The sequence below is a fragment of the Diplocloster hominis genome, assembly GCF_032380655.1.
In the GTDB taxonomy this organism is placed as follows: Bacteria; Bacillota; Clostridia; order Lachnospirales; family Lachnospiraceae; genus Diplocloster; species Diplocloster hominis.
Map to the genome: position 1 here is coordinate 70,959 of NZ_JAWDIY010000020.1, position 24,271 is coordinate 95,229.

A 24,271-nucleotide genomic window follows, 5' to 3' on the forward strand; every position below is an offset into this window, starting at 1 on the left:
ACGAATTTTATATTGAAATGAAAAAAATTAATATAAAATGTGAAAGGAATTATTTTGATTTGATTATATATTATATTGTTTTTGACCGCAATACAGCTGTGAACAGGAACATATTTAATTTACCTTTTCATCCAGTTCAATATTAAATTTAAGACTTTTGGAATTAAGTTTTCAGACTTTTGGAATTGTCTCCTAAAACCTCCTAAGGCATGTTATAATAAAAATAAATTTTCTATACATCCGGTTGACATTCTATTTCTATCTATCAGAAAAAATTCTTTACACTCCCGTCAATTCCAATTCTTATCAATCAAACAGGAGGATATGTATGAAAAAAAGTCTACTAATTATTGTCTGCTTCGCCGTAGTAATATTAGCTGGAATCTTTACCGTAACGATCAAAAATAGAAACCGGTTACTGGAACCCGTTCCACAGTTAGTCACTTCGCAAAACCGGAACATGATAGGAAAAATAAACAAGGTGAAAGCAGACACCGGTTATGTCATTAAAGATCCGGAAGGTACGATCGTGGAATCGGAAGGCCAGACCGGCCGGCCGGAAATGAAAAGTAATTTGATCTGCACTTATTATGATGAAGACTTTGAACCATCCGCAATTACAAATATTGAGACAACAAAGGAAGATAATATTTATCAAATACCGGAACTCATGTTTTTCAATTCTAACATCGTAATATTTACACAAAATAACGCGGGTTGGAATTTACAAAAAGGAGATCAGATAAATCTTTCATTTGAAAAATACCCATCTGAAATTGAAAATCAAGCAATTGAGATCGGCGTCCTATATAATAAAGCTTTAAATAAAGGGGAAGTCTTACGGGATTTAGAGGGAACCTATACCTATACTGCGGAAGAACCCGGGGAATATTATTTATATATGATTGGCGGTAGTACGGAATCTATCACACTAAAATCTGGTGAAATAGCTGTTCTTGCCCAAAAATAGCTTCTGTTTTAAATAAAGTAAGGATTATCCTGCACCTGTATCATCAGATCACTTCGATTTGCGCCTTTCCAAACCGGCCGATAGAACCCTTATCCTCATAATCATATCATTCAGCCATACAGAAAGCGGGTGCTGCCCTTCCTCAGGTTACAGCACCCGCACGTCTACCGGTCTCAGGAATTAATCATCACATCCAGAATCACTTCATCTGTAATCCTCATACCCTCCCGGGCAATCATAGCGACCCCTTCCACCGTATCATTCACATCTTCCTTCACGATCCCTTCTCCTGGACTGAACGTCCTGCCGCCGAATGTAAGGTTAATCGCCATCAGAGCCGCTTCCACACTGGACGCAATCTTGGCAGCGCAGGAGGCTTTCGCTCCGTCGCACACGATACCTGCCACATTGGCCAGGGTATTCGTAACCACCGCGCCGATCTCCTCCACACCGCCGCCTAACAGATAGGCGATACCGGCTCCTGCTCCCGCCCCGGCGCTTACCGCTCCGCAGTAGGCGGAAAGCCTTCCGATCTCCTTTTTCTGATATACAGCGGTCAGATTGCTGATGCACAGGGCGCGGTACAGCTGTTCTTCCGTAGCCTTCAGTTCTCTGGCATAGACGATAACCGGCAGCGAGACGGTCATTCCCTGGTTCCCGCTTCCCGAATTGATTACCACCGGCAGTTCACATCCGCCCATTCTGGCGTCGGACCCGGCGGCCGGCATGGCTTTTGCCAGAGCGCTGACATTATCCCCATACATCTTTATCAGCATGGCGCCCACATTGGCTCCATAGGTATGTTTTAACCCGTATTCCGCAATCGTGGTGTTATATTCTATCTGACGTTCCAGTACCGGCTTTACGTCTTCGATCCGCACGTTCTGCGCGAATTCATAGATGGCCGGGATGTTCAGGAAATCCATCGCCACTTCCGCTTCCATCTCTTCCTCGTCGTGAGGTACATCCAGCAGGATTTCCCCATTTTTTTCTATCCGGACGATACCGGTATGGGTATGAATCACTTCCACTTTAGAGGTCTGATCCCCTTTTTGCATTTCCACTACAATATGCAGCTTAGCCGTGGAACTCAGCAGGGCGGCGGTACAGATCCCCTCCTCCATCAGCTCTTTGGTCCGTCTTCTGTGTTCTTCCGTCACATTACTTAACACTTCCAGCTCCAGGGAGGAGTCCCCTCCCACGGCTCCGATCAGGGCGGCCGCCTCGATCCCTTTTAACCCGCCTGTGGCCGGGACTACCACGCCCTTCACATTTTTCACGATATTACCGCTGCTGGAGACGGTGATCTTCTCAGGAAAAGTGCCCAATACTTCCCTGGCCTTCGCTGACGCATAGGCAATGGCTATAGGCTCCGTACACCCAAGTGCCGGAATCAGTTCCGCCTCCAATATTTCAATACACCCATGATAAATTCCCTGTTTCATATTTCCTCCAGTGCCGCATTTACTGCGGCTTATTTCAGGTATGCGTTCTACGCATTTCCTCCAGTGCCGCATTTACTGCGGCTTATTTCAGGTATGCGTTCTACGCGTTCCTCCAGTGCCGCATTTACTGCGGCTTATTTTGCCGGTTTCTGATTGGAATTACCCAGCTGCACTCTTCCCTCATCGGTCAAGGTCGCCCGATAGAGCTCATACCACTCTTCCCGGCTCAGCTCCACATTGCTGGCCGTACAGATATCTTTCAGCCTCTCCTTATTCGTGGTTCCGATCAACGGCTGTATTTTCGCCGGATGCCTGAGTATCCAGGCGATCGCCACTGCGGAAGGGGAAGCGTTCTTTTCTTCACACAACCGATTTACTACCTGGTTCAGAGTCGGATAATTGGGATCACCCATAAAGACTCCGCCGTAGAATCCTACCTGGAACGGGGACCACGCCTGTGCTGTGATACCATTCATCCGCATATAGGTAAGCACCGATCCGTTCCTGTCGATATTATGTTCTTCGTTAAGTTTGATGGAATTCGTGGAATCGATCAATTCCGTATGAGCAACACTGAGCTGCATCTGATTGATGATAAGTTTCTGCTTCAGACAGGACTGCAGATATGCAAGATCCATCATTTTAAAATTACTGACGCCGAAGTACCGCACTTTACCGCTGGCCTGCAGGATATCAAAAGCCTCCGCGACTTCCTCCGGCTCGATCAGAGTATCCGGGTGATGCAGCATATAGGTATCCAGATAATCCGTGTGAAGCCGCTGAAGGCTTGCGTCTACCGACTCCAGAATATGTTTCTTCGTGGTATCCAGATACAGGGTTTTTTCTGCGTCCCGGATCAGTGTACATTTCGATTGAATGCGGATGCGGTTTCTAAGGCCGGGGTTCCTGTCCAGTATCTTTCCAAACACCAGTTCCGCGTCTCCGAAACCGTATACATCCGCATGGTCAAAATAGTTGATTCCTTCTTCTACCGCCGTTAACACCAGGCTTTCCGCCTCTTCAAAGGGTATCCGGCAGTCTCTCATACATCCGAGCGCCAGCTCGGACGCACTCATGGCACCATTTCCTATCGATATCTGTTTCATCTTAGCCTCCTACTCGATGATCATAGTGCCCAGACTTTTTTTAGCTGATTTCAAGGTGGATTCACGGATCACCACTTCCGTCTGTATCGGTAAGACTTCTCCTTTCACCGATTCTTCCTTTGGATTCCGGATGCGTTCCAGCAAAAGTTCAGCCGCAGCCCTGCCATATTCATATTTCGGCATACTGATAGTGGAAATCGCGGGGGATGACACCGCAGACAAGGCGACACAGTCATTTCCGATCAAAGCGATATCCTCAGGAATCCGAATCCCCGCTTCCTTGCAGGCATAGAGCGCTCCCACTGCCATCTGGTCATTGGAAGCGAATACAGCGTCGATCTCTTTTCGCTTCATCAGCAGTTCCTTCATGCAGCGATACCCTTCCAGCACCTCGAAGCGCCCGCAGATGATCAGTTCTTCATCGACGGCCAGTCCCTCCTGCTGCAGCGCCCGTTTATAACCGTTCATCCGCTGACAGGCCATGGGGGAATTCTCCGGCACCGATATATAGGCAATGTGCTTTCTGCCGATTTCCGTCAGATGCATAACCGCCTGGTAAGCCAGCTCATCGTGATCCACCACGACGCTGTCCACATACGGATTCAGGCACGGGACTTCCAGCTGTACCACAGGGATATTGATATCCTTCTTCTTAAGCCTGCTCAGAGATTTCAGATACCCTTCTGTTTTCTTATCCGCACGGGATACGGAAGGAACCAGGATAATGCCGTCGATCCATTGATGAACCAGCGTTTTTACCATCTTCATCTCTTCCTCCACACTGTCCTCGCTTTCCAGTACGTGGACACTGTAGCTGTTTTCCTTGCAGACGTCGCTGACCCCTTTTATCAAATCAATGTAAAAGTTACGTTTTAAAGAAGTAACGATCAGCGCGATCGTATCGGTCTTGGCATTTTTCAGTGTACGGGCAATGGGGTTCGTCGTATACCCGATCTGATGTGCCGCGTCCAGCACCCGTTCCTTCAGTTCATCGCTGACTCCGGCCGAATTATTTAGTACCCTTGAAACTGTCGCGATTCCGACATTAGCCAGTCTGGCCACATCTTTGATTCCTACTTCACTCATTTGTATGTACTCCCTATTTCCATCATTTTCCCCAATCTCTCCTTAAGATCCGTTATCCTCATCAATTCTAAGACAGCCATTCTTCTCCCAAGATTTTGGCCCGATTATACTATTATAGCATATTCTTCTGTTTGGGAATAGCGGTGCACATATTTCTTCCATCCGCTCTGCGAAAGGAGTTAACCCCTTTCGCAGCCGCTTCAGATGATAAATTTAGACAATCGTTTTTTCTTTTAACTTCTCAATCCGGAAATCGCAGTATTCACAGCCTTTTTTCGCGCTGGTGCACAGCCAGTTTCCCTGTAAATCTAACGCATTGGCATGGCCGTAGTCGCCGTAGCTTGCGATATCACACAGATATTCCACTTCTTCGGGCTCAAGTCCCATGTTTTCCCACCCCTGAACCAGGGCGCATTTGCCTGCCATGCGGACGGTAGCATATTCGTCGGTCTCATCGCAGATACAGTTCCCAACTGCCAGAGTGTTGGACACGCCATTGCAGGATACCAGAAATTCAGCCATACCTTTGGGATTGCCGTCGCTGCCGGCTCCGCAGCCGGATGCCGCTTTGTGCTCGCCGTACGCGTATAACGCTTTTTTGGCATACAGGTCAAAAAGCTCTCTGGGCATTACTTTGTAGAAAAATCCCAGATATCTGGCCCTGTCTTCCAGGGCGGATTCGATCATCTGACGCACTTCTTCGTATGTATAGTTATCCTTTTTGTTGTACTGTACCTTTTCTTCGTTTGTCATGGTTTATTCTCCTCTTTTCATTAATTTTGCCTGTTTTTCAAGGCATACAGGTATACATTTATATGCAAATCCGTGATACTGCCGCTGTTATGCGGAGCCCAGATAAGCTTTCCGTACATCATCATTGGTCTGCAGTGCTTTCGCGGAGTCGCTTAAGGTCACCCTTCCGGTTTCCAGCACATAACCTCTGTCCGCGATCTGCAGGGCCATATTGGCGTTCTGTTCGATCAGCAGGATCGTCACGCCGGTTTTATTTATCTTTAATATCAATTCAAAAATCATTTCCACCAGATTCGGCGCCAGTCCCATGGACGGCTCATCTAACAGAAGCAGTTTCGGCTTACTCATCAATGCCCTGCCGATGGCCAGCATCTGCTGTTCTCCGCCTGAAAGGGTGCCGGCGGACTGTTTTCTTCTTTCCTTGAGCCTGGGGAACAGATCAAATACCTCTTCATAGGAAGCGGCGATCTCTTTTTTATTTTTACGGGTGAAAGCCCCGATCTGGAGGTTATCCTGAACGCTCAAACCGCCGAATACTTCACGGCCTTCCGGGGATACCCCAATGCCCATACGGGTAATGCTGCAGGATTTCGTCTTCGTTATATCCTGACCGCTGAAGATAATACTGCCGCTGGACGCGGGGGCCGTGCCGGTAATACTGCTGACCGTAGTGCTCTTGCCGGCACCATTACTGCCGATCAGCGTTACGATCTCGCCTTCCAGCACTTCCAGGCTGACGCCTTTGAGCGCGTGGATACTTCCGTAATACGTATGTATGTCATGAATCTCAAGCATCTTGTTCGGCATCTTTTTCTACACCTCCACTCCCGAGATAAGCGCGGATTACCTGCTCATCCCTTGCGATTTCTGCGGGAAGCCCTTCTGCGATCTTTCTGCCGTGGTCGATTACATAGATCCGGTCGGATATGTTCATGACCACGCTCATATCATGTTCGATCAGCAGTATGGTATGCCCGTTCCGGCGGAGTTTCAGAATAAAATTCATCAGCTCCTCGGATTCCTGAGGATTCATGCCCGCAGCCGGTTCATCCAGGATGATCAGCTTCGCGTTGGTGGCAATCGCCCGGGCGATCTCCAGTTTCCTCTGCATTCCGTAGGGAAGATTCTTCGCGTAGTTGTTGATCTGGTCTCCCAGCTCCAGGGACTCTAACAGATCAATGGCTTTCCGGGCCGCTTCTTTTTCCGCATTCCGGAATCTCTTCGTTCGGAAAAGCAGGTCTATGAAATTATAATTAATGTTAATATGGTCGCCCACCAGAACATTCTCAATCACCCGCATGGTTGGGAACAGACGGATATTCTGGAAGGTACGGGCCATTCCGGCCTTGACGATCTCCCGGGGGGCCTTGTTCTGAATCTCTTTTTCTTCGAATTCGACGGTACCCTTGTTTACTTTATAGACACCGGTCAGCATGTTAAAAATCGTGGTCTTACCGGCGCCGTTAGGGCCTATGATACTGACAATCTCACCTTTGTTTACTTCAAAGCTGACGTCCTCAACAGCAATCAGACCGCCGAATACCTTTGTAATCTCATTTACTTTTAACAACGCCATCATCCCACCTGCTTTCCTTTGCTGCCTTCCTTCCGAACCTGTAGCTGCTTCGGAAGTGTCACTCCCCTAGGAAGCTTATAGGGCTTTTTGCTTAAGCCGCCCATAAGTCCCTGGGGCCGGAAGCGCATCATCAGGATCAGCAGCAGTCCGTATACTACAAACCGGTAATCCGCCAGCGCACGCAGCACCTCGGGGAACGAGATCAGCAGAATCGAGCCGACGATCATACCCGGTATGGAACCCAGGCCTCCGAAGATCACGATACACAGAATCGTCATGGAAATATCAAAATTGAAGGAGTTGGCGTCGATATAGCGGTTCATGGACGCGTAAAACGCTCCGGCCATACCTGCCATAGCACCGGACAGGATAATTGTCTGTACCCGGTATTTGGCTGTATTTACTCCCATCAGTTTCGCGGCCAGCTCATCTTCCTTGATGGCGATCACCGCGCGTCCGAACTTGGACTTTAACACTGCCAGGCTTACCAGCACTGCTACGGTAACCAGCACCAGCATCAGCCAGTAGAAGCCGCCGTTGGAGGTGGTGAATTCCCAGCCGAACAGGCTTGGCCGCGGAATATTCCGCACGCCCAGAGGTCCGTTGGTGACACTGTTGAAGTTGAGGATAATCATCTCCACTACTTCGCCGAAGGCCAGAGTGATCACGGCCAGATAAGAACCGGAGAGCCGCATCGTGGCGATACCCAGGACCAGCCCGCCGATGGCTCCTCCGATAATTCCAAAAATAAGCGTGATCCAGAAGGGCCATCCCAATTTTGATCCCAAAAGGCCCGAGAAATATCCGCCCAGACAATAAAGCGCCGCATGTCCCATAGAAGTCTGTCCCATATAGCCCGCGATCAGGTTCAGGCTCATGGTCAGGATCGCGTAGATTCCGATCAGGCACAGCACTCTTAAAAAATACTGGCTTTTGAATAAGAACGGAACCAGGATCAGGACCAGATAAAGCGCCGGGATCACTATTTTTTTCTTCGCATCCAGGAAATCCGTAAACTTCGCATAGATTTCACCTAGTATTTTCATAGCTTTCCTCCCTTAGACTTTATCAATATTATCTTTGCCAAACAGCCCCGACGGGCGGATCAGCAGTACCAGGAACAATACGACATACGCGATGGCGCTTCGAAAGCTTCCGCCCAGGAACGCTACGGCCAGAGCTTCCGCCACACCTACGACGATACCGCCGACCACCGAGCCATAGAGCACTCCGATTCCTCCCAGAACCGCAGCTGAGAAGCCTTTGAGCCCCGCATCCGTACCCATGGTGCAGTAGACCATCTGATAATAACCGGACACCAGTACGCCGGCTACCGCCGCGCACATACCGCTGAGGAAGAAGGTGAAGGTAACGACCTTCTTCACGTCGATTCCCATCAGGTTGGCGGCTTTTGAATTTTCCCTGGATGCCCTCATGGCCAGCCCGATCTTGGTCTTATTTACAATGACGGTCAGGATGATCAGGAACACCAGCGCGATTAAAAACATCATAATCTGCGCGCTTGTAAGCGTTACGCCGAATATCTCCACATTTCCGAAGTCGAAAAGCTTGGGAAAGGTTTTTTTCGTACTGTCGAAGCAAATCATTAACATGTTCTGTATTATATAGGATACGCCGATGACTGAGATCAGGCAGGTAATATTGGGCGCGTTTTTCGCCCGCAGCGGTGCCAGGATCACCCGGTCCATCGCCATACCCAGCAAGCCGGTCATAAGAATCGAGAATATAAATGCCGCCGGCATTCCCCACTGCATGGCCACCGCGAACAAGGCCATATGCGCTCCGAACGCGAAGATCGATCCGTGTGCCATATTCAAAAGTCTGAGGATACCGAATACCAGGGAATAACCAACCGCGATCAGCGCATATACCATCCCCAGCATAACACCGTTTAAAATCTGTTCGAGTAGCAAGCTGCCACCTCCATATCTTACTTATTCCCTGCCCGGCGGCGGTTGCAGCGGCACACCGCCGGACAGCTGCTGTCATACCGGGTTATTTGATATTTTCTGCTTCCCAGTCTGCCTGGCTCTTCAGGACGCCCGGGATTTCCACGTATTTTCCGTCTTTGATCTCCAGAAGGACCTGTTCTTTCAGGCAGTTTCCTTCCTCATCGAAAGTGATCTTTCCGGTTACGCCCTGGAAATCCGTGTTGGGGAGATTTTTCACAATATCTGCTCTTTCCGCTGAGTTTCCTGCTTCAATGGCGTACAGGATCGCATTGGCAGCGTCATATACCTGCGCCGCGAAGGTGCTGGGGTTGGAACCGTAAGCTTCGGTATATTTCTTGGCAAAGGACTGGATGGCGGGATCATCGCTCTCATAGAAGAAGCTGGTTCCCAATACAACGCCGTTGGCATCTTTGCCGGCCAGTTCGATGAATTCCTGGGAGAAACAGGCTGCGGACATTACGAATTTTACGTCCTTATCTTTTTCTCTGTACTGCTGGATGAACGGCGCGGTCGCGGAGTAAGGGCCGGAGGAATAGATGGCTTCCACGCCAGCCTGCTGGAACTTAGCTACGGTGGCGGTAAAGTCTACGGTTCCGTCTTCATAAAGCTCTGCCAACACCAGTTCCCCGCTGTACTGATCGCCGTAGCGCTCTAACATGTCCTGGATGGCGGTGGTAACGGCTACACCTGCGTCGTTGTTGGGGTTAATGGTACCGATCTTCTTCACGCCCAGATAGTCCATGATCTGAAGCATGGTGTTGGCGTCTGTGGTGTAGATGGCATTGTTACGGAAGATGCAGTCGCCGACTTTCGCGAAATCCATGTGGGCTGCGGAACCGTTGATTAATGCGATTCCCGCTTCCTGGTAAACCTCTCCGGCCGTCATGCCGACACCGCTTGAGAAATGTCCGAGTACCGCGCTGATGGAGCTGTCACCTACGATCTTTTCCGCTATGGAGGCCGCCTGCTCGCTGGAGTTAGCATCGTCAAAGTCTACCAGTTTGATCTTTCTGCCGATGACTCCGCCTTTTTCATTCCATTCGTCAACCGCGATCTGCGCGGCGGTTTTCATGCTCTTACCGTACTCCGCGTTGTCTCCGGTCTGGGGGCCTACGAAAGCCAGGGTGATGTCTTCACCGCTGTTGTCCGCGGCCTGGGTGGTTTCTGCATCTTTACTGCTGCTGCCGGCTTCCGCCTGGGCGCTTTCTGCTTTTTTGTCACCGCAGCCTGTTAATATGGAGGCAGCCATGACCAGGGTAAGTAATAGGCACATACTCTTCTTTTTCATCGTTTGTTCTCCTTCTCCTGAAATGGGGTTTCGTGGTTTGAATTTTGGTTGTCTCTTGGTGAGTTGCTTAGTTCTTTTTAGTTTGTTGCTTAGTTCTTTTTGGTGTGTTGCTTAGTTTTTTTCTTGGCTGTTATTTAGTTTTCGTAGAAATTAGTACTTGGCGGCTGATTACAGGCCATTTATGTGTGATGTATGAAAAATAGTCTGCGGAAGTTTTCGTACGCTGCTATTTTCCATTAAGCTTCGGCTATGTGATATTCGGCGGTAGGTTTTGCTCGGAAACGTTTTCAGCAGTGGGCAAAAAAATTTAGATATTAGCCTTATTTTTTTGGTATAAAGCCTTAGCAAAATATTTTTTTATACTTTTACAACACTTTTTTACTCTGTTATACAGAAAACTGTCCATTATTTCTACCTGATACGGCTTATTTGCCGTGTTTTTCCGGAAATACATAGCTCTTTCGCTGATGTTGTTATTATATAATTATTGAAAACGATTGTCAATATACATATATGATTTAATTGCCATTTCTTGCATTTTTAACGAATTTATTGTACTATTTTTGTACATTATGCTTATATTTTTTTGTTTTTGCTTGGATTTGACTTTGTTTTTAAGAAAACGTTTCCCATTTTTGAAATTAATATAATTTGTTTCTTACTTATTAAGAACAGCCGTCACTCTTTATACTTTCATTATAATTAAGAAATGGGTATCAAAAGGTATATTTTTGAAAAATATTGAAATATCGCTCAAGAAAATGTACGCAAATTGGCATTTCAAGCCCTTAACGCTTGGGAATGTTTAAAGTACACTATCGTATTTTGCAAGCATATCTTTTGTCACCCAACCTATTTAAAAAACATTATAACTAATAACAAGCAGGAGATTTTTAAAAATCCAAACTTATGAGATAGTTTATCAGATAGTTCTTTAGATTATATAGCAGAAAGCCCTTTAGACAACTCATCAGTTAACACATATAGCAGCTCATCCGATATAGCTGGGGTTCCTTCTAAGAGTTGGGTATAGCCTGATAACCGGAATGCCCGCATACTTATACATTAAGCCGGTTGCGGACATTCCAATTACTAGGCTATACCAAACTCTCAGAAAGAACCATAGCTGGCCTATTAAACTTTGATATCTGCGGAGACAGCTTGATGTCCCCCAATATTAAAAAAGCCGTAACAGTTATCCGATTCGTCAAAAATCATGTTCCAGAACATTGAGTTTGGCGGCTGCTTCAGCCTCGTCGAAATATGCTTTATATGAAGTTCCTTTTCCTACGTAAAATATTATAAAATCCACCATTTTATTTTATCGTATTAATATAGGTGTACGTAAATGCGATAGCTCTGCAGGTTAGGTCTTCGCATAAATGCGGCGGATCTGTTTCAGTAAAACCTCCCGGTCGCAGTTCGGAACAGCGCAGAGAACCAAAATGTGCTATGAACTCATCTGCATAGCGATAGCATAAGCTGATAATTTCTTCTTCCGTTTTCGAATGGGCTGTAAGATAAATACCCAGAAACATCAGGCCGCCTTCAACCAGACCGCATTGCGCCCGATATCCGCCGGCGCCGTGCAGGCCGATGGCGGACTGGAGAGTCTGCGGATGGACCTTTATATTGTAAAGGTCGGATAGGACCAGAAGTGTTGTCCTAGCACAGTTGATGTTTAAATCCCAATAATGGTGGTGAACTTGGCTGCGGACTATTTCATGAATGCTATGATAGTCCGTAGTATGGTTATTTGGGGTGGTGACTTCCGTTTTCATTTTTTCCTCCATGGGGCGTTTCCACGCACATATCGTTTTGGGTGAACATCTTTTTGTTCAGCCTTCTCCTCATCAGAACCATTTATCTATGTATTGTTCCATGTATTTCTTTAAATGCGGGTCGCAAATATAGAGATAGGTTCCCAGAATGCCACGGGTCATCAGTACGTAATATATATTCTTAATATAAGTATCCAGCTCTTCCTCCGTGGCTGTCGCTTTTCCATTTCTATCGTAGTAGTTTGCTTTGTCGATTACAACCATTTTGCTTTCGGGATCGTATTTGATATCATTTCCCAGGATTACAAACGCATAGTTCAGGTCATAGCCCTGGATGGAATGGATGCAGCCGACCTCGTCCAGGGCAGTTTCACTGTGAACCCAGTTTTTGGTGCGGTTGTTCCACATACGCTCGGAATTTTCAATCCTGATATCTTTTATGGTCTTATCTTTTTTACTTTTCCAGGGCCATGCGTAACCGGCTACCATTCTGCACAGGTTTACTGCTGTTTCCTTTTCTGTCAGCAGCTGCTCGAAGTCAGCAAAAGAGTCTACGATCTTCAAATCGTAGTCCGGAAAGGACTGTTTTTCTGTCAGGTCATTATGCAGTAGATCTTTGATATATTTGATGTAATTACTGCCGCCTTTGACACGCATCTGGCTGGTCAGTGTGTGGTATGTCACCATTCTGTTCTGGAATCTTTGCTTCATCGTGCTGCTCATGAGTTCTATATTGATACCGGAGGGACCCACTACCTGATCTCTGTCGTAGAATAGAATCGGACAATCTGTCTGGTGTAATATCCAGTCTAATTCTGTGGCGTTTTGCGGCAGATTTAATTTCTGGTTGTTGCCGTCGTGGGCGTGCATGTTGGTAATATTCTTACGCTGGTGCAGGCGATGGGCCTCATCTACCAGCAGGATGTCGTATCTTTCTTTTGTTACATCGGACGGGCCGATGACTTCGGACGCTTTCAATCCCTGGATATGGCTGAATAAGGTTTTTATGGTAGCACGCAAGGAAGTTTGAGGGATGACAACGCCTATCTTTTTATGACGATAAGGGGTATTTCCCTGCTCATCGGTATAGTCTCTCAGGTATTTAAACAGGAATACCGCGACGATTGTCTTACCGCTGCCGGGCATGCCTTCTACCATGATCGGATGGCGGCAGTCGTTCTGGAGGCTGGTAAATATCGCGTCTACCGCTTTGCGCTGGTCGTCGGTGAGTTCTTTGTAGGGCGAATATTTGAAAAGGTCTGAGTTTTTTATTTCGGCAATATTCTTACGGACCAGATTTTTGGCACGGAGCTGGTTCCACAGGTTTGGGAAAAAATTGTCGTAGTATTCTTTGTTGTAGTAATCTTTGTTAGCTATTCCACGGTTGTCGTTGGTCAGGATGAACTTCTCGTCTGCGGCCATTAATTGGATGAGCTGGGATTCAAAGTCCAAGGTTACGGATTTGTTGAATTTGTTGGAATAAATGAAGTGAACGTCTTTGAATATCTTTTTGTCCGATGTGCTCTTGTGCTGGGACATGCGGGTGGTGACGTCGTTGGATTCCCCTATGTAGGCTTTTTTGCCGTTTTCTAAGATGTAGAGCATGGGCCAGTTGTGATAGTGATGCTGGGGGCCGTAGGTATCGGCACTGAATTGTTTGTCGGTTATTTGAAACATATTTTTTTCATCTCCGTGGATAGTGGGTTAGGTGAAGTTATCTTACTGTAATTCGTATTTATTTATCTTATACTTTGGAAAATATGGGGAAATAATTTTATTAATACTTAATTTCAAATGCATAGCAACGCCTTGCACTGATACTGTTATAGGTATTGGATGAGTTTTTCTTTTCATATGAGTGTTAATGCTGGATATGCTTTGGTCAAATACCTTTTCATCAGATATATTCATATAATTAAATTTTTATATGATTAATTTCTCAAATAGTTTTTATATTTTTGTAAATCTTAGATCATCTAATATAATCAATTATACTTTTCTCCCATTATATTGTAAAGCATATCCGCATAGGCAAACTTCACCTGCTTTATTTCCCGTTTGAAAATTATATTAGTTATCCTAAATTATATTTTATAAGTTAATCTGAAGAAAGTTATATTATTTACTCCAGTTACTCTTAACAGGCATAGTTAAAGCCTACATACCCATTTTTATATTGGTTTTGCAGGCTGATTTGTTGGCTTCATTAATTGATTTGAATTCTGTGTGTACTTTATCATTCTTCCTTTTTGATGACGTATGCCATTCATCAGTGGTTATTTTATCAAAAAGATAAGAGCAATCATAATGATGATGACCGCTAATAAAACGCCCCCTCCAATAAAATACCTTTTTGTTGTATTCATTTGATGTATGTTATCTAATATTTCAGTTACTTCTGATGACATATCCGTACCTGACTTCGAATTGTGCTGAGAATAAATATCCATAGGATCTGTTTCTTTTCCTTTCAGCAAATAGTCGGTCGTGACTCCAAAGATCTCACTCAGGCGGATGATTTTTTCACAGTCCGGCAAAGTCTGGCCCGTTTCCCACTTTGACACTGCCTGCCTTGTTACATTCATTAAAGAAGCCAGTTCTTCTTGTGATATTCCTTTTACATTTCTTAAATGGATTAGTTGTTTGGATACGCTCATTTATTTGTCCTCCTTATATTTCAGTCGTTTTGGACTGTATCTAAATAGTATCTTTTCTAAGGGTTGCATACTACCTACTTTAGGAGCTCAATTCAGCAACTTCTAGTTGCAGCCTATTAAAACATGGCATTTTTAGAGAATATTTCAGGAAATTTTTCATAGACAATGTTAGCATATAGAAATTATAGGTTCAAAAATTATCAATTAATTGATTTCGCATAATTATTAATGAATTAATTTTTGTAGAAATATATACTTTTAAAACAGGTATCACGCCTCACGCAAAGAACCGGAAAGTCCGCTTTTTAAGCGGCTTCCCGACTCCCTTTCTACTATTCCATTTTTCCTAAATTGTTGTTTAGTATTTTTATTGGTATTTTGTATAATTACATTTCAATATCTAACGGTTTTATATGTAGTATACATTTCTGTGACTTTGTATTACTGTAATCTTACCTTGCTTAATGGCTACATCAACATTTACTGTCTCTGGATTTTACCTATAAAATTTTTTTCTTCAGTTCACTAATTGCTTTATCTAAAGCATGTTCTAAGTCCCTTTTCAAAGGATTTGTTATTTCATCCATATCAGGAAAAATTGTAACATTTGAAAAATATATACTGTACTTGTTTTTTACCATTAAATAATTTGATATATTAGATGCCGTAATAACACCTGATTCCCCTAAAGAAAAAATAACTGAATCATGGTCGAAAGGTGCACTTCTCATATTATGATATACTGCATTATTCTCCATTGTTTGATTTCCCGGAAACCACTTAGGGCATATTTTCTTGAAAGCCTCATCAGCTATTATATTTTTAAGTAACATTCCCGGTATGTATTCTCCAATAGAATCCTTGCAAATTCCTCTTGATTCTTTTTTCTACAATTATCTCTTTTCTGTATTATCTCGCATGTTAAAACATACAAAATTATAACCACCAAAATATTCCACAAATCCAAATTAATATTGTTAAATGGTATAGTTAATATACTAGAAATATTAATGGCATCTAAAATCAATATGATTAATATGGCAACCATGCCAATTCTACTATACTTATGTAAGTCTCTTCTGTGCATATAGTTTTCCTTTGTTAAATTAAAATATAAATTAACCATTACTGGCTTGCAGGTCATCCGCAAATTTTAGCGAAAATCTCTTGAAACATTTCACATACAATGGTATTATAACAATATAAAGGGAAAGCACCCACTCCAAAGTGGATGCTCCGAGTTTAGGCTAACGAATGTCCATAAGGACACCGCCTATCCTGTTGGCAGACAGGATAGGCATTTTTATTTTCGCTTGTTGTTTCTCTTATCGAGAAAGGCAAGCAACGCAACAATTAAGCTACCAAAGGACATCAGTAATGCTAATATTCCAATGAAAATCGAAATGATTTCAAAAGCTGTCATCGGCGCCACCTCCCTTCCTATGTATTCCGGCATGCCGGTTTTCATAAACTCGGGAGGCTACCACCCTGTCATGGGTACTTTCCGTAGACGTATTTTAACACGAAGATATATGAATGGCAATTAGTTCTTTAGATTTCGTGCGGTATCATGATACCCGCCCCAAATCCAGTAATCATCAACTAAATAGAGTCATTTTAGAGCCAAGCGCAAAAAACAACCCCGGAAATGCCCATTTTATCAGCATTTCCGGGGTTCTGTCCGTCATTCCATTTCAATCGTAGCCGGCGGCTTCCCCGTACAATCATACAGCACCCGGTTCACATGCATAACCTCATTCACAATCCTGCTAGACACCTTCCCAATCACATCCCAAGGCAGCTCCGCCGCATCCGCCGTCATAAAATCCGTAGTATTCACAGCCCGCAATGCTATCGCATAGTCATAAGTCCTCTCATCCCCCATAACTCCAACAGACCGCATATTCGTAAGCGCCGCAAAATATTGTCCAACCGTTTTATCCAGCCCGGCGTTGGCCATCTCCTCACGGAAGATCGCATCCGCCTCCTGCAGAATCTGTATCTTTTCCTCCGACACATCCCCGATAATCCGGATCGCCAGCCCCGGCCCCGGGAACGGCTGACGGAACACCAGCTTCTCCGGGATTCCCAGCTCTAACCCAGCTTTCCTGACTTCATCCTTAAACAAATCCCGTAACGGTTCGATAATCTCCTTGAAATCCACATAATCCGGCAGCCCTCCAACGTTGTGGTGAGACTTGATCACCGCCGAATCCCCCAGACCGCTCTCAATCACATCCGGGTAAATCGTCCCCTGCACCAGAAAATCCACAGCTCCGATCTTCTTTGCCTCTTCCTCAAACACCCGGATAAACTCTTCCCCGATAATCTTCCGTTTTCGCTCAGGCTCCGCGACCCCAGCCAGCTTCACATAAAATCTCTGCTGTGCGTTCACCCGGATAAAGTTAAGGTCATAAGGCCCGTTCGGTCCGAACACCTCTTCCACTTCATCCCCTTCATCCTTGCGAAGCAGACCGTGATCCACGAACACGCAAGTCAGCTGTTTTCCAACCGCCTTAGACAGCAGCACCGCAGCCACCGAAGAATCCACGCCGCCGGACAGAGCCAACAGCACCTTCCCATTCCCCACCTTCTCGCGAAGCGCCCGGATCGTAGTCTCCACGAAGGAATCCATCTTCCAGTCTCCGGCGCAGCCGCAGACTTCGAACAGGAAATTCGCCAGCATTTTCATGCCTTCCTGTGTGTGCACCACTTCAGGATGGAACTGCACGGCATATAACCGTTCCGCCACATTCTCCACCGCCGCCACCGGGCAGGACTCCGTAACTGCACAGATCCGGAAACCATCCGCCGGTTTCTCTATATAATCCGTATGACTCATCCAGCAAATCGAACTTTTCAACACATTCCCAAATAATTTAGATGAGTTATCCACATTTACTTCCATTTTTCCATATTCCCGTACTGGAGCCTGAGCCACTTTACCGCCCAGCTGATGCATCATCATCTGCGCCCCATAGCAGATTCCCAGGATCGGGATTCCAAGTTTAAAGATCTCCGGATCGCACAGCGGAGAATCCTCCCCATAGACGCTATTCGGTCCGCCGGTAAATATAATTCCCTTCGGATTCATTTCCTTGATCTTGTCCAAACTTAAGCGGTAAGGATGAACCTCACAGTACACATGACACTCTCTAACCCGTCTGGCTATCAACTGGTTATACTGTCCTCCAAAATCCAACACGATTACTAATTCTCTATCCACGTTTTTCCTCCTGTATGTTCGATTTACCCTGAGCCCCTTCTTCCAAAGTATCCCGGGAAATATCCCGATTCCACTTGCAGAATACACATCATTCAGCCACTATTTGAAATTTCCAGCAGTAAAACTTCCTTTTTTACTCACATGATTATATCTTTGCAAATAGTTTCTCTACATTATAAAATATGATACCTCTAATTGACAAGTATTGATTTTTCACACCTTAATCCAATCTCAATCCTACCACATACATAGTTTCTATATCCTCTGCAGCTTCCACTTCCCGCGCGCAAACCGCACCACAAAGCAAACCGCCCGGCACAACCAGTCAATTGTCATAGCCACCCAGACGCCAAACACTCCCCAACCCAAAAACTTCGCCAAAACATAACTAAACCCTATCCTGCACACCCACATAGATACGATGGCCACGATCATTGTAAACTTCACATCATTCGAAGCCCTTAATGCGTTCGGCAGTGTAAACGAAGACGGCCAGATCACCATACAGCACACCGCATGATAAATCAATATCTCCGTCGTCAGCTTCCCAGTCTCCGGTGTCAGATTATACGCCATTACGATCAGCGGGCACCCCAGCACCACCACCAGGTTCGTCACAACCATAAACACATGCGTCAGAAACATTAATTTCTTCGTATAATAAGTAACCTGTCCATAATCCCCAGCCCCAACGCACTGAGACACCACCGTCACCACTGCCAGGCTCAGTGCCGATCCCGGCAATATCTGGAATAACCCTACACTATTGCACACCGCATTTGCTGCGATAGCCGTAGTCCCAAATGAAGTAACGAGACTCAGCACCAGTATTTTCCCCAGCTGGAACATACTGTTCTCCAACCCATTCGGTATTCCGATATGCAGTATCTTCTTCACCAGATGCCTGTTAAACCGCCATTCGAACTTCTTGCTCAGATGAATCTGCCGCTTCTCCTGACGCAGCAGCACCAGAATCACCACCGAAGCCACGATTCTGGAGATCAGCGTCGCGATCGCCGCTCCCGCCACACCGATCCCGGCGCCATAGATCAGAATCGCATTCCCGGTAATATTAATCACGTTCATCAGCAGAGAGATCATCATAGAAATCCTGGAATTCCCCATCGCCCGGAACAGCGCTGCGCAGGCATTATACACAGACAGAAATGGCAGCGACGCACCCGTGATCAGCAGATAAATCTTCGCGTTCTCCATAACATTCCCATCGATCCGTCCAAACACATGACTTAAAATGAACTGGTGTGCCACCAATAAAACCATCATAATAACAAAAGAAGAGACTAAGGTAAATAAAACAAGCTGATCCGCCGCTTTACATGCCCTCTCTTCTCTCTTCTGCCCGATATAATGTCCGGAGACCACAGCTCCGCCAGTCGCCATCGCCGTAAATACATTGATCAGCAGCACGGTAACCGTATCCACCAGGGATACCCCGGAGACAGCCGCTTCTCCAACGCCGGAAATCATGATCGTATCCGCCATACCGACCATGACAACCAATAGCTGTTCTATAATTAATGGTATGATTAACTTTCTGAGATCTACATTTGTAAATAGTCTCTTTTGTTCTGTCTGCTCTTCCATCTCGATCCCCCTTATTGCAATTTTCATTGTAAACGATTGGTTAAGAAAGTCAATCTCTTTTCCCTACAAAATTTTACACGATCCTTCATGAAAAATGACAATTTCCCCAAATAGCCGATCCAATACTTTCGATTAGACACACACCCAAAAATCTGCAAAATAACATTCCAATAATATTAGGTTGGATAATTCCCCAGCTGCCACAGATTTGCATTCCTAAACATTCAAAATAGACATGTCCCAAATTGTCCATCGGCAATCATCTGCCCCTTAAAACCATCCAAATGGACATGTCCCAAAGCCGGGAAAAACAAAACGACAGATTCGGGATGCGTGGCGGCATTCGCCGCCGGCACACAGGGGCCCATGAACCGGGAACGCGTAACGCGCCCCTGCGGAACAGGCCTCCACCCGGAGTCCGTCGTTTCTGTTTTTGTTTTGCAGCCGAAGAGGCGGACTACTCCTGAACCCCTTCACTCTCATGCTGATGAAGATATTTCTCCCGAGTAGCTAAGCCGCCCCTTATATGGCGTTCTGACTTATTGACATCCAATACTTTACGAGCCTGCCGGGCCAATGCGGGATTGATTTGGAGCAGGCGATCCGTTACATCCTTGTGCACGGTCGACTTGGATATGCCAAACTTTTTCGCGGTTTGACGCACTGTGGCATTGTAGTCGATTATGTAATTGGCGATGTCAATCGCGCGTTCTTCTATATAGCCTTTCAAGGAAATCCCCCTACAATTTCGATGTTTTTACATTGTATGCAGGGAGATGAATGGTTAGTACCGATTTTCCCAGGGAATTCACATTTAAAATCCACTCCAAATTACTGACATAATTTGTAATTTCTTAAACTTTTTTAATATTTCTAATATTCCTTTACATTTTCCCGGACAATTTTCATAATAATAAGAGAAAGACTCTCAACCACTTCAGTCTGGAATCAAATGCTGAAAAAAATCAGGAAATCAGGAGGAACAAGCAATGGAAAAAATCGTTGTGATAGGTGCAAATCATGCCGGAACTGCCGCGTTAAACACGATTCTCGATAACTATAAAGGAAAAGAGGTCGTCGCGTTCGATGCGAATTCCAACATCAGCTTTCTGGGATGCGGAATGGCACTCTGGATCGGGAATCAGATAGACGGACCGGAAGGCCTCTTCTATTCCAATAAGGAAACGCTGGAATCAAAGGGAGCCAGAATCTATATGGAGACCCCCGTGGACACAATCGATTTTGATCACCGCATCGTCCACGCCACCGGAAAAGATGGTACAAAATATGACCAGCCTTACGACCGCCTGATCCTGGCTACCGGCTCTCTGCCCATCGCTCCGGCCATGGAGGGCATCACCCTTCAGAACGTCCAGTATGTGAAGCTATACCAGAATGCCCAGGATGTTATCGATAAATTAAAGGACCCGTCGATCCGCAAAGTTACCATAGTAGGCGGCGGCTATATCGGTGTCGAACTGGCCGAAGCCTTCGTCCGCAATGGCAGGGATGTCACACTGATCGACTGCGCCCCGCATGTATTGGGAAATTATTATGATGTGGAATATTGCAGACGTATGGAGGAGACGCTCAGTAACCATGGGATTCATCTGGTTCTGAATACAGGTGTAGAGGCGTTCGAAGGCTCAGGAAAGGTAGAACGGGTCGTAACCGGCAGCGGTACCTTTGATACGGACATGGTAGTACTCGCCATCGGATTCCGTCCCAATAATGTTCTGGGGAAAGATCATCTGGCACTGTTTAAAAACGGTGCCTATCAGGTAAACCGCCGTCAGCAGACCAGCCTTCCCGATGTTTACGCCGTCGGGGACTGTGCCACGGTTTACGACAATTCCATACAGGATACCAGTTATATCGCTTTGGCTACGAACGCTGTGCGAAGCGGGATCATCGCCGCACACAATGCCTGCGGCACTCATCTGGAGTCTCCCGGCGTGCAGGGTTCCAATGCGATCCGTATTTTCGGCCTGAATATGGTGTCAACCGGGATGACACTGGCCAGGGCGGAGAAATTGGGCTATGATGCCGCTGTGTCGGATTTTGAGGATTTGCAGAAACCAGCATTTATCCGGGAGGATAACTATAAGGTAAATATCCGTATTGTCTATGACCGTAAGACACGGCAGATCCTGGGGGCACAGATGTGTTCCGATTATGATATTTCGATGGGGATTCATATGTTTTCACTCGCCATTCAGGAGCAGGTTACGATTGACCGGCTGAAACTGCTGGATGTGTTCTTCCTGCCGCACTTTAACCAGCCTTATAACTATATTACGATGGCCGCTTTAGGGGCAGTTTAAGTGATTCTTCTGCTATTGCCATAAATATGTGCCTTACCTGTCTTACCGGGATTTAATCGGCCTGTTTTTATGGTAGTACCCTAACAGAAACTTAAGCGCGCACAGTTTATACAGAATAATGTATTCCATGTCCCGGTATCGTTTAACGGCGTCTGTAAGAGGATCTGTATTATTGGTTCCGCTCCGCATGCTATAGGAGTCATAATATAGAATGAAACGTCCCGGCATAAGTTTGAAAGTACTTCATCTCGTGCCGGGATGATTTTATGTAAATATAATGGCTTTAGGGCCAAATTATATAGTAGTTATCCCGGGCGGGCTGAACAAGCAAGGGCGTTTATACTCTAATGTAAAAATATTAAACAGTTAACGGCATAACTATCGTAAAGATCACGCTGTTTTCCTGATTTGCAATACCATACCGGAAACCATGATATTCCAAAAAAGTTTTTACAATATACAGTCCTAAGCCGGTTCCGTTCCCCGAGCGGGATTTATCAACTTTGTAGAAAGGCTCAAACACATGCTGGATTTCATCGTCCGGTATCGAACTGTTACTATTTTTCACTGTCAAAACACACTCTGCGCCTGATTGTCCGGCTGTGATATAAATAGAAGAATCCTCCGCAGAATGGATGATAGCATTATTGATTACGTTAGCAAGCGCCTTGCTGAACAGCTCTTGCTCTAGGAGAACAAACAAATCCTGTTCCAATGCCATATGGATGTGGATATTTTTTGATTTTGCCAACTCATCTTGATTCTGAATAATATCCATAATTATTTTTCCAATGTCTGCAGAACGCATTACCCCCTTACCATGAATCAGCTGTGTTCGCGCCGCTGCTAAAATATCTTTTATCATTTTTTCCATTGTTTCTATGACTTGCATGGAATGCAAAAGATATTTATCCCGGTTGTCGAAAGGAGCTAAATTCTGCAGCATCCCTTCCGTCTCACCTTTCAGAATGGTGAGGGGCGTTTTTAACTCATGTGAAATAGACATAAAAAAGTCAGAACGCTGCTTAGCCTGCGCCCTTTCCTTTTCCATATCCTTCTTAAGCTGGATATTCGCACCCTCCAGCTCTTTCAGTGTTTTGTCCAGCTGTAATGCCATATTATTCAGACTGCATGCCAGCACTCCTATTTCATCCGTCCGGCCGCTCTCACACTTCCATGTCATGTCGAGTTTTTCCATTCGTCGGGCAATATTACTGATTTCGACGATCGGCTTGGCGATATGCTTTGCATAGATAACCGCTATGACAGCAGAAACGATGAAAATCACAATCAATAGCAAGGGGTACATTTCCTTTATAGCTTCTGTAACCTCCGCGCCTTGATTATGGGAAATGGATATGTCCAGAGTATAATTTTGATAATCAGTGATAAAGGAGGCGGCCAGGCTCCTGCTATATACCGGGTTTTCCGCCAGTATGCTTTGGGACAAATCTACTTTGTAAATGCTGTTTTCGTTCTTATCAAACAATTCCGCCGCTGTTCCGTTCTGCAGACAAAACGCCAGAATATAATCCTGCATTTCTGTTTCCGTAAACGGCTTGCTTTCCAGTATCTCTACAAATTCCTTCGCCCGCGTATCCAATTCATATTTCATTTTCTCTGTATAATGAATGGGTAAGTAAAATTGCAGGAGCAATATAATCCCGGTGCACGACAAAAACAGTATGGCGAATAATTGCAGAAAAAGTTTCAGCCCCAGGTTACTTTGAATTTTTGCTGCTGATTTTGTAACCCATGCCCCAAACGGTCTGGATAAGTTCGCAATCCAGTTTTTTTCTGATGTTTTTGATGTGGTTGTCGATGATTTTCTCGTTCCCATAATATTCCTCTCCCCATAGAATATCCAACAAATGGTTTCGTGTGAACACATGGTCTTGATGCTCCAGCATGAATTTGATCAATTCATATTCCTTGGGGGTAAAGTCGATCACTTCATCACGAACTAGTATTTCACAGCTTTTTTTTCGTAATTGTACCTCTCCAAGCCTGATGATATCGTCAGGCGGATTGTCCGGCTTGTTCCGCCTCAGCACCGCCTCTATCCGTTTAATCAAAATCGTATGTGAAAAGGGTTTTACAATATAATCGTCCGCCTGTAAGTCGAATCCGCGTGCCTGCTCCTGCTCTTTGCCCAACGCAGTCAGCAGGATAACCGGCGTATCCGATATCTCCCTTATTTTCGTCAACAAATCATAGCCGTTCATGCGGGGCATCATAATGTCAAGAATTACCAATTGGGGAGCCTCCCGGACAAACAAATCATATCCCGCCATACCATCGGCAGCGGATATAACCAGATATCCATTTTGCTGTATAAACGCCTGCAATATATCACGGATGCTTTCGTCATCCTCAACGACCAGTATTTTAGTTTTCTGATCCAATACACCTGCCCCCTTGCCGTTTGAAATACCATTTTGGTTTACCATTCTGGAAATTCATTCCATTACGTTCGCAAAT

Annotated in this window: 21 protein-coding genes; 2 read left to right on the top strand and 19 right to left on the bottom strand. The window is 45.4% G+C overall.

Features of this window, described 5'->3' with window-relative positions; all coding sequences use genetic code 11:
* Positions 1–328 precede the first annotated feature (328 nt).
* Positions 329–970, top strand: coding sequence for a hypothetical protein (locus ABC831_RS17685; protein WP_343249416.1), 642 nt, complete (start codon positions 329–331; stop codon positions 968–970).
* 173 nt (positions 971–1,143) lie between these two features.
* On the opposite strand, the gene ABC831_RS17690 is transcribed toward ABC831_RS17685, so the two are convergent.
* The 17 genes from ABC831_RS17690 to spoIIID form a co-directional block, all read right to left on the bottom strand.
* Entirely contained in the window at positions 1,144–2,415 is a 1,272-nt protein-coding gene (locus ABC831_RS17690) for an L-cysteine desulfidase family protein (RefSeq protein ID WP_343249417.1), read from the bottom strand.
* A gap of 134 nt (positions 2,416–2,549) precedes the next feature.
* The gene (locus ABC831_RS17695; RefSeq protein ID WP_343249418.1) at positions 2,550–3,521 is read right to left on the bottom strand and encodes an aldo/keto reductase; all 972 of its coding nucleotides are present in this window, start codon (positions 3,519–3,521) and stop codon (positions 2,550–2,552) included.
* Positions 3,522–3,530: 9 nt separating this feature from the next.
* A complete protein-coding gene (locus ABC831_RS17700) occupies positions 3,531–4,607 on the bottom strand; it encodes a LacI family DNA-binding transcriptional regulator (protein WP_343249419.1) in 1,077 nt (358 codons plus the stop codon).
* Positions 4,608–4,820: 213 nt separating this feature from the next.
* Positions 4,821–5,360 (bottom strand): hypothetical protein, encoded by a 540-nt coding sequence (locus ABC831_RS17705; protein ID WP_343249420.1) that lies wholly within the window; start codon positions 5,358–5,360, stop codon positions 4,821–4,823.
* Between the two features lie 87 nt (positions 5,361–5,447).
* Complete coding sequence (locus ABC831_RS17710) at positions 5,448–6,155, bottom strand: ABC transporter ATP-binding protein (protein ID WP_343249445.1); 708 nt, start codon at positions 6,153–6,155, stop codon at positions 5,448–5,450.
* Positions 6,148–6,936, bottom strand: a complete 789-nt coding sequence (locus ABC831_RS17715) for an ABC transporter ATP-binding protein (RefSeq protein WP_343249446.1) — start codon at positions 6,934–6,936, stop codon at positions 6,148–6,150. Before ABC831_RS17715 ends, ABC831_RS17710 begins: the two co-directional genes overlap by 8 nt.
* Complete coding sequence (locus ABC831_RS17720; RefSeq protein ID WP_343249421.1) at positions 6,936–7,982, bottom strand: branched-chain amino acid ABC transporter permease; 1,047 nt, start codon at positions 7,980–7,982, stop codon at positions 6,936–6,938. The genes ABC831_RS17715 and ABC831_RS17720 overlap by 1 nt, the downstream gene beginning before the upstream one ends.
* 12 nt (positions 7,983–7,994) lie before the next feature.
* On the bottom strand, positions 7,995–8,870 hold the full coding sequence (locus tag ABC831_RS17725; protein ID WP_343249422.1) for a branched-chain amino acid ABC transporter permease: 876 nt from the start codon (positions 8,868–8,870) through the stop codon (positions 7,995–7,997).
* Between the two features lie 82 nt (positions 8,871–8,952).
* Positions 8,953–10,197: an ABC transporter substrate-binding protein gene (locus ABC831_RS17730; protein ID WP_343249423.1), complete on the bottom strand. Its 1,245-nt coding sequence runs from the start codon at positions 10,195–10,197 to the stop codon at positions 8,953–8,955.
* A 1,316-nt stretch (positions 10,198–11,513) separates the two neighbouring features.
* Complete coding sequence (locus ABC831_RS17735) at positions 11,514–11,978, bottom strand: C-GCAxxG-C-C family protein (protein WP_343249424.1); 465 nt, start codon at positions 11,976–11,978, stop codon at positions 11,514–11,516.
* 72 nt (positions 11,979–12,050) lie between these two features.
* Positions 12,051–13,655, bottom strand: coding sequence for a DNA/RNA helicase domain-containing protein (locus tag ABC831_RS17740; protein ID WP_343249425.1), 1,605 nt, complete (start codon positions 13,653–13,655; stop codon positions 12,051–12,053).
* 599 nt (positions 13,656–14,254) lie between these two features.
* The gene (locus ABC831_RS17745) at positions 14,255–14,635 is read right to left on the bottom strand and encodes a helix-turn-helix domain-containing protein (RefSeq protein ID WP_343249426.1); all 381 of its coding nucleotides are present in this window, start codon (positions 14,633–14,635) and stop codon (positions 14,255–14,257) included.
* A 500-nt stretch (positions 14,636–15,135) separates the two neighbouring features.
* Positions 15,136–15,468, bottom strand: coding sequence for a hypothetical protein (locus ABC831_RS17750; protein WP_343249427.1), 333 nt, complete (start codon positions 15,466–15,468; stop codon positions 15,136–15,138).
* A gap of 470 nt (positions 15,469–15,938) precedes the next feature.
* Entirely contained in the window at positions 15,939–16,103 is a 165-nt protein-coding gene (locus ABC831_RS17755) for a putative holin-like toxin (RefSeq protein WP_343249428.1), read from the bottom strand.
* Positions 16,104–16,319: 216 nt separating this feature from the next.
* Entirely contained in the window at positions 16,320–17,861 is a 1,542-nt protein-coding gene (guaA, locus tag ABC831_RS17760) for a glutamine-hydrolyzing GMP synthase (RefSeq protein WP_343249429.1), read from the bottom strand.
* A gap of 255 nt (positions 17,862–18,116) precedes the next feature.
* A complete protein-coding gene (locus tag ABC831_RS17765) occupies positions 18,117–19,493 on the bottom strand; it encodes an MATE family efflux transporter (protein WP_343249430.1) in 1,377 nt (458 codons plus the stop codon).
* Positions 19,494–19,923: 430 nt separating this feature from the next.
* Positions 19,924–20,196 (bottom strand): sporulation transcriptional regulator SpoIIID, encoded by a 273-nt coding sequence (spoIIID, locus tag ABC831_RS17770; protein ID WP_343249431.1) that lies wholly within the window; start codon positions 20,194–20,196, stop codon positions 19,924–19,926.
* Between the two features lie 259 nt (positions 20,197–20,455).
* On the opposite strand from spoIIID, the gene nox reads away from it, so the two are divergent.
* A complete protein-coding gene (gene nox, locus ABC831_RS17775; RefSeq protein WP_343249432.1) occupies positions 20,456–21,790 on the top strand; it encodes a H2O-forming NADH oxidase in 1,335 nt (444 codons plus the stop codon).
* 358 nt (positions 21,791–22,148) lie between these two features.
* Here nox and ABC831_RS17780 read toward each other — a convergent pair whose 3' ends face one another.
* On the bottom strand, positions 22,149–23,099 hold the full coding sequence (locus tag ABC831_RS17780) for a sensor histidine kinase (protein WP_343249433.1): 951 nt from the start codon (positions 23,097–23,099) through the stop codon (positions 22,149–22,151).
* A gap of 412 nt (positions 23,100–23,511) precedes the next feature.
* Complete coding sequence (locus ABC831_RS17785) at positions 23,512–24,240, bottom strand: response regulator transcription factor (RefSeq protein ID WP_343249434.1); 729 nt, start codon at positions 24,238–24,240, stop codon at positions 23,512–23,514.
* Between the last annotated feature and the right edge of the window lie 31 nt (positions 24,241–24,271).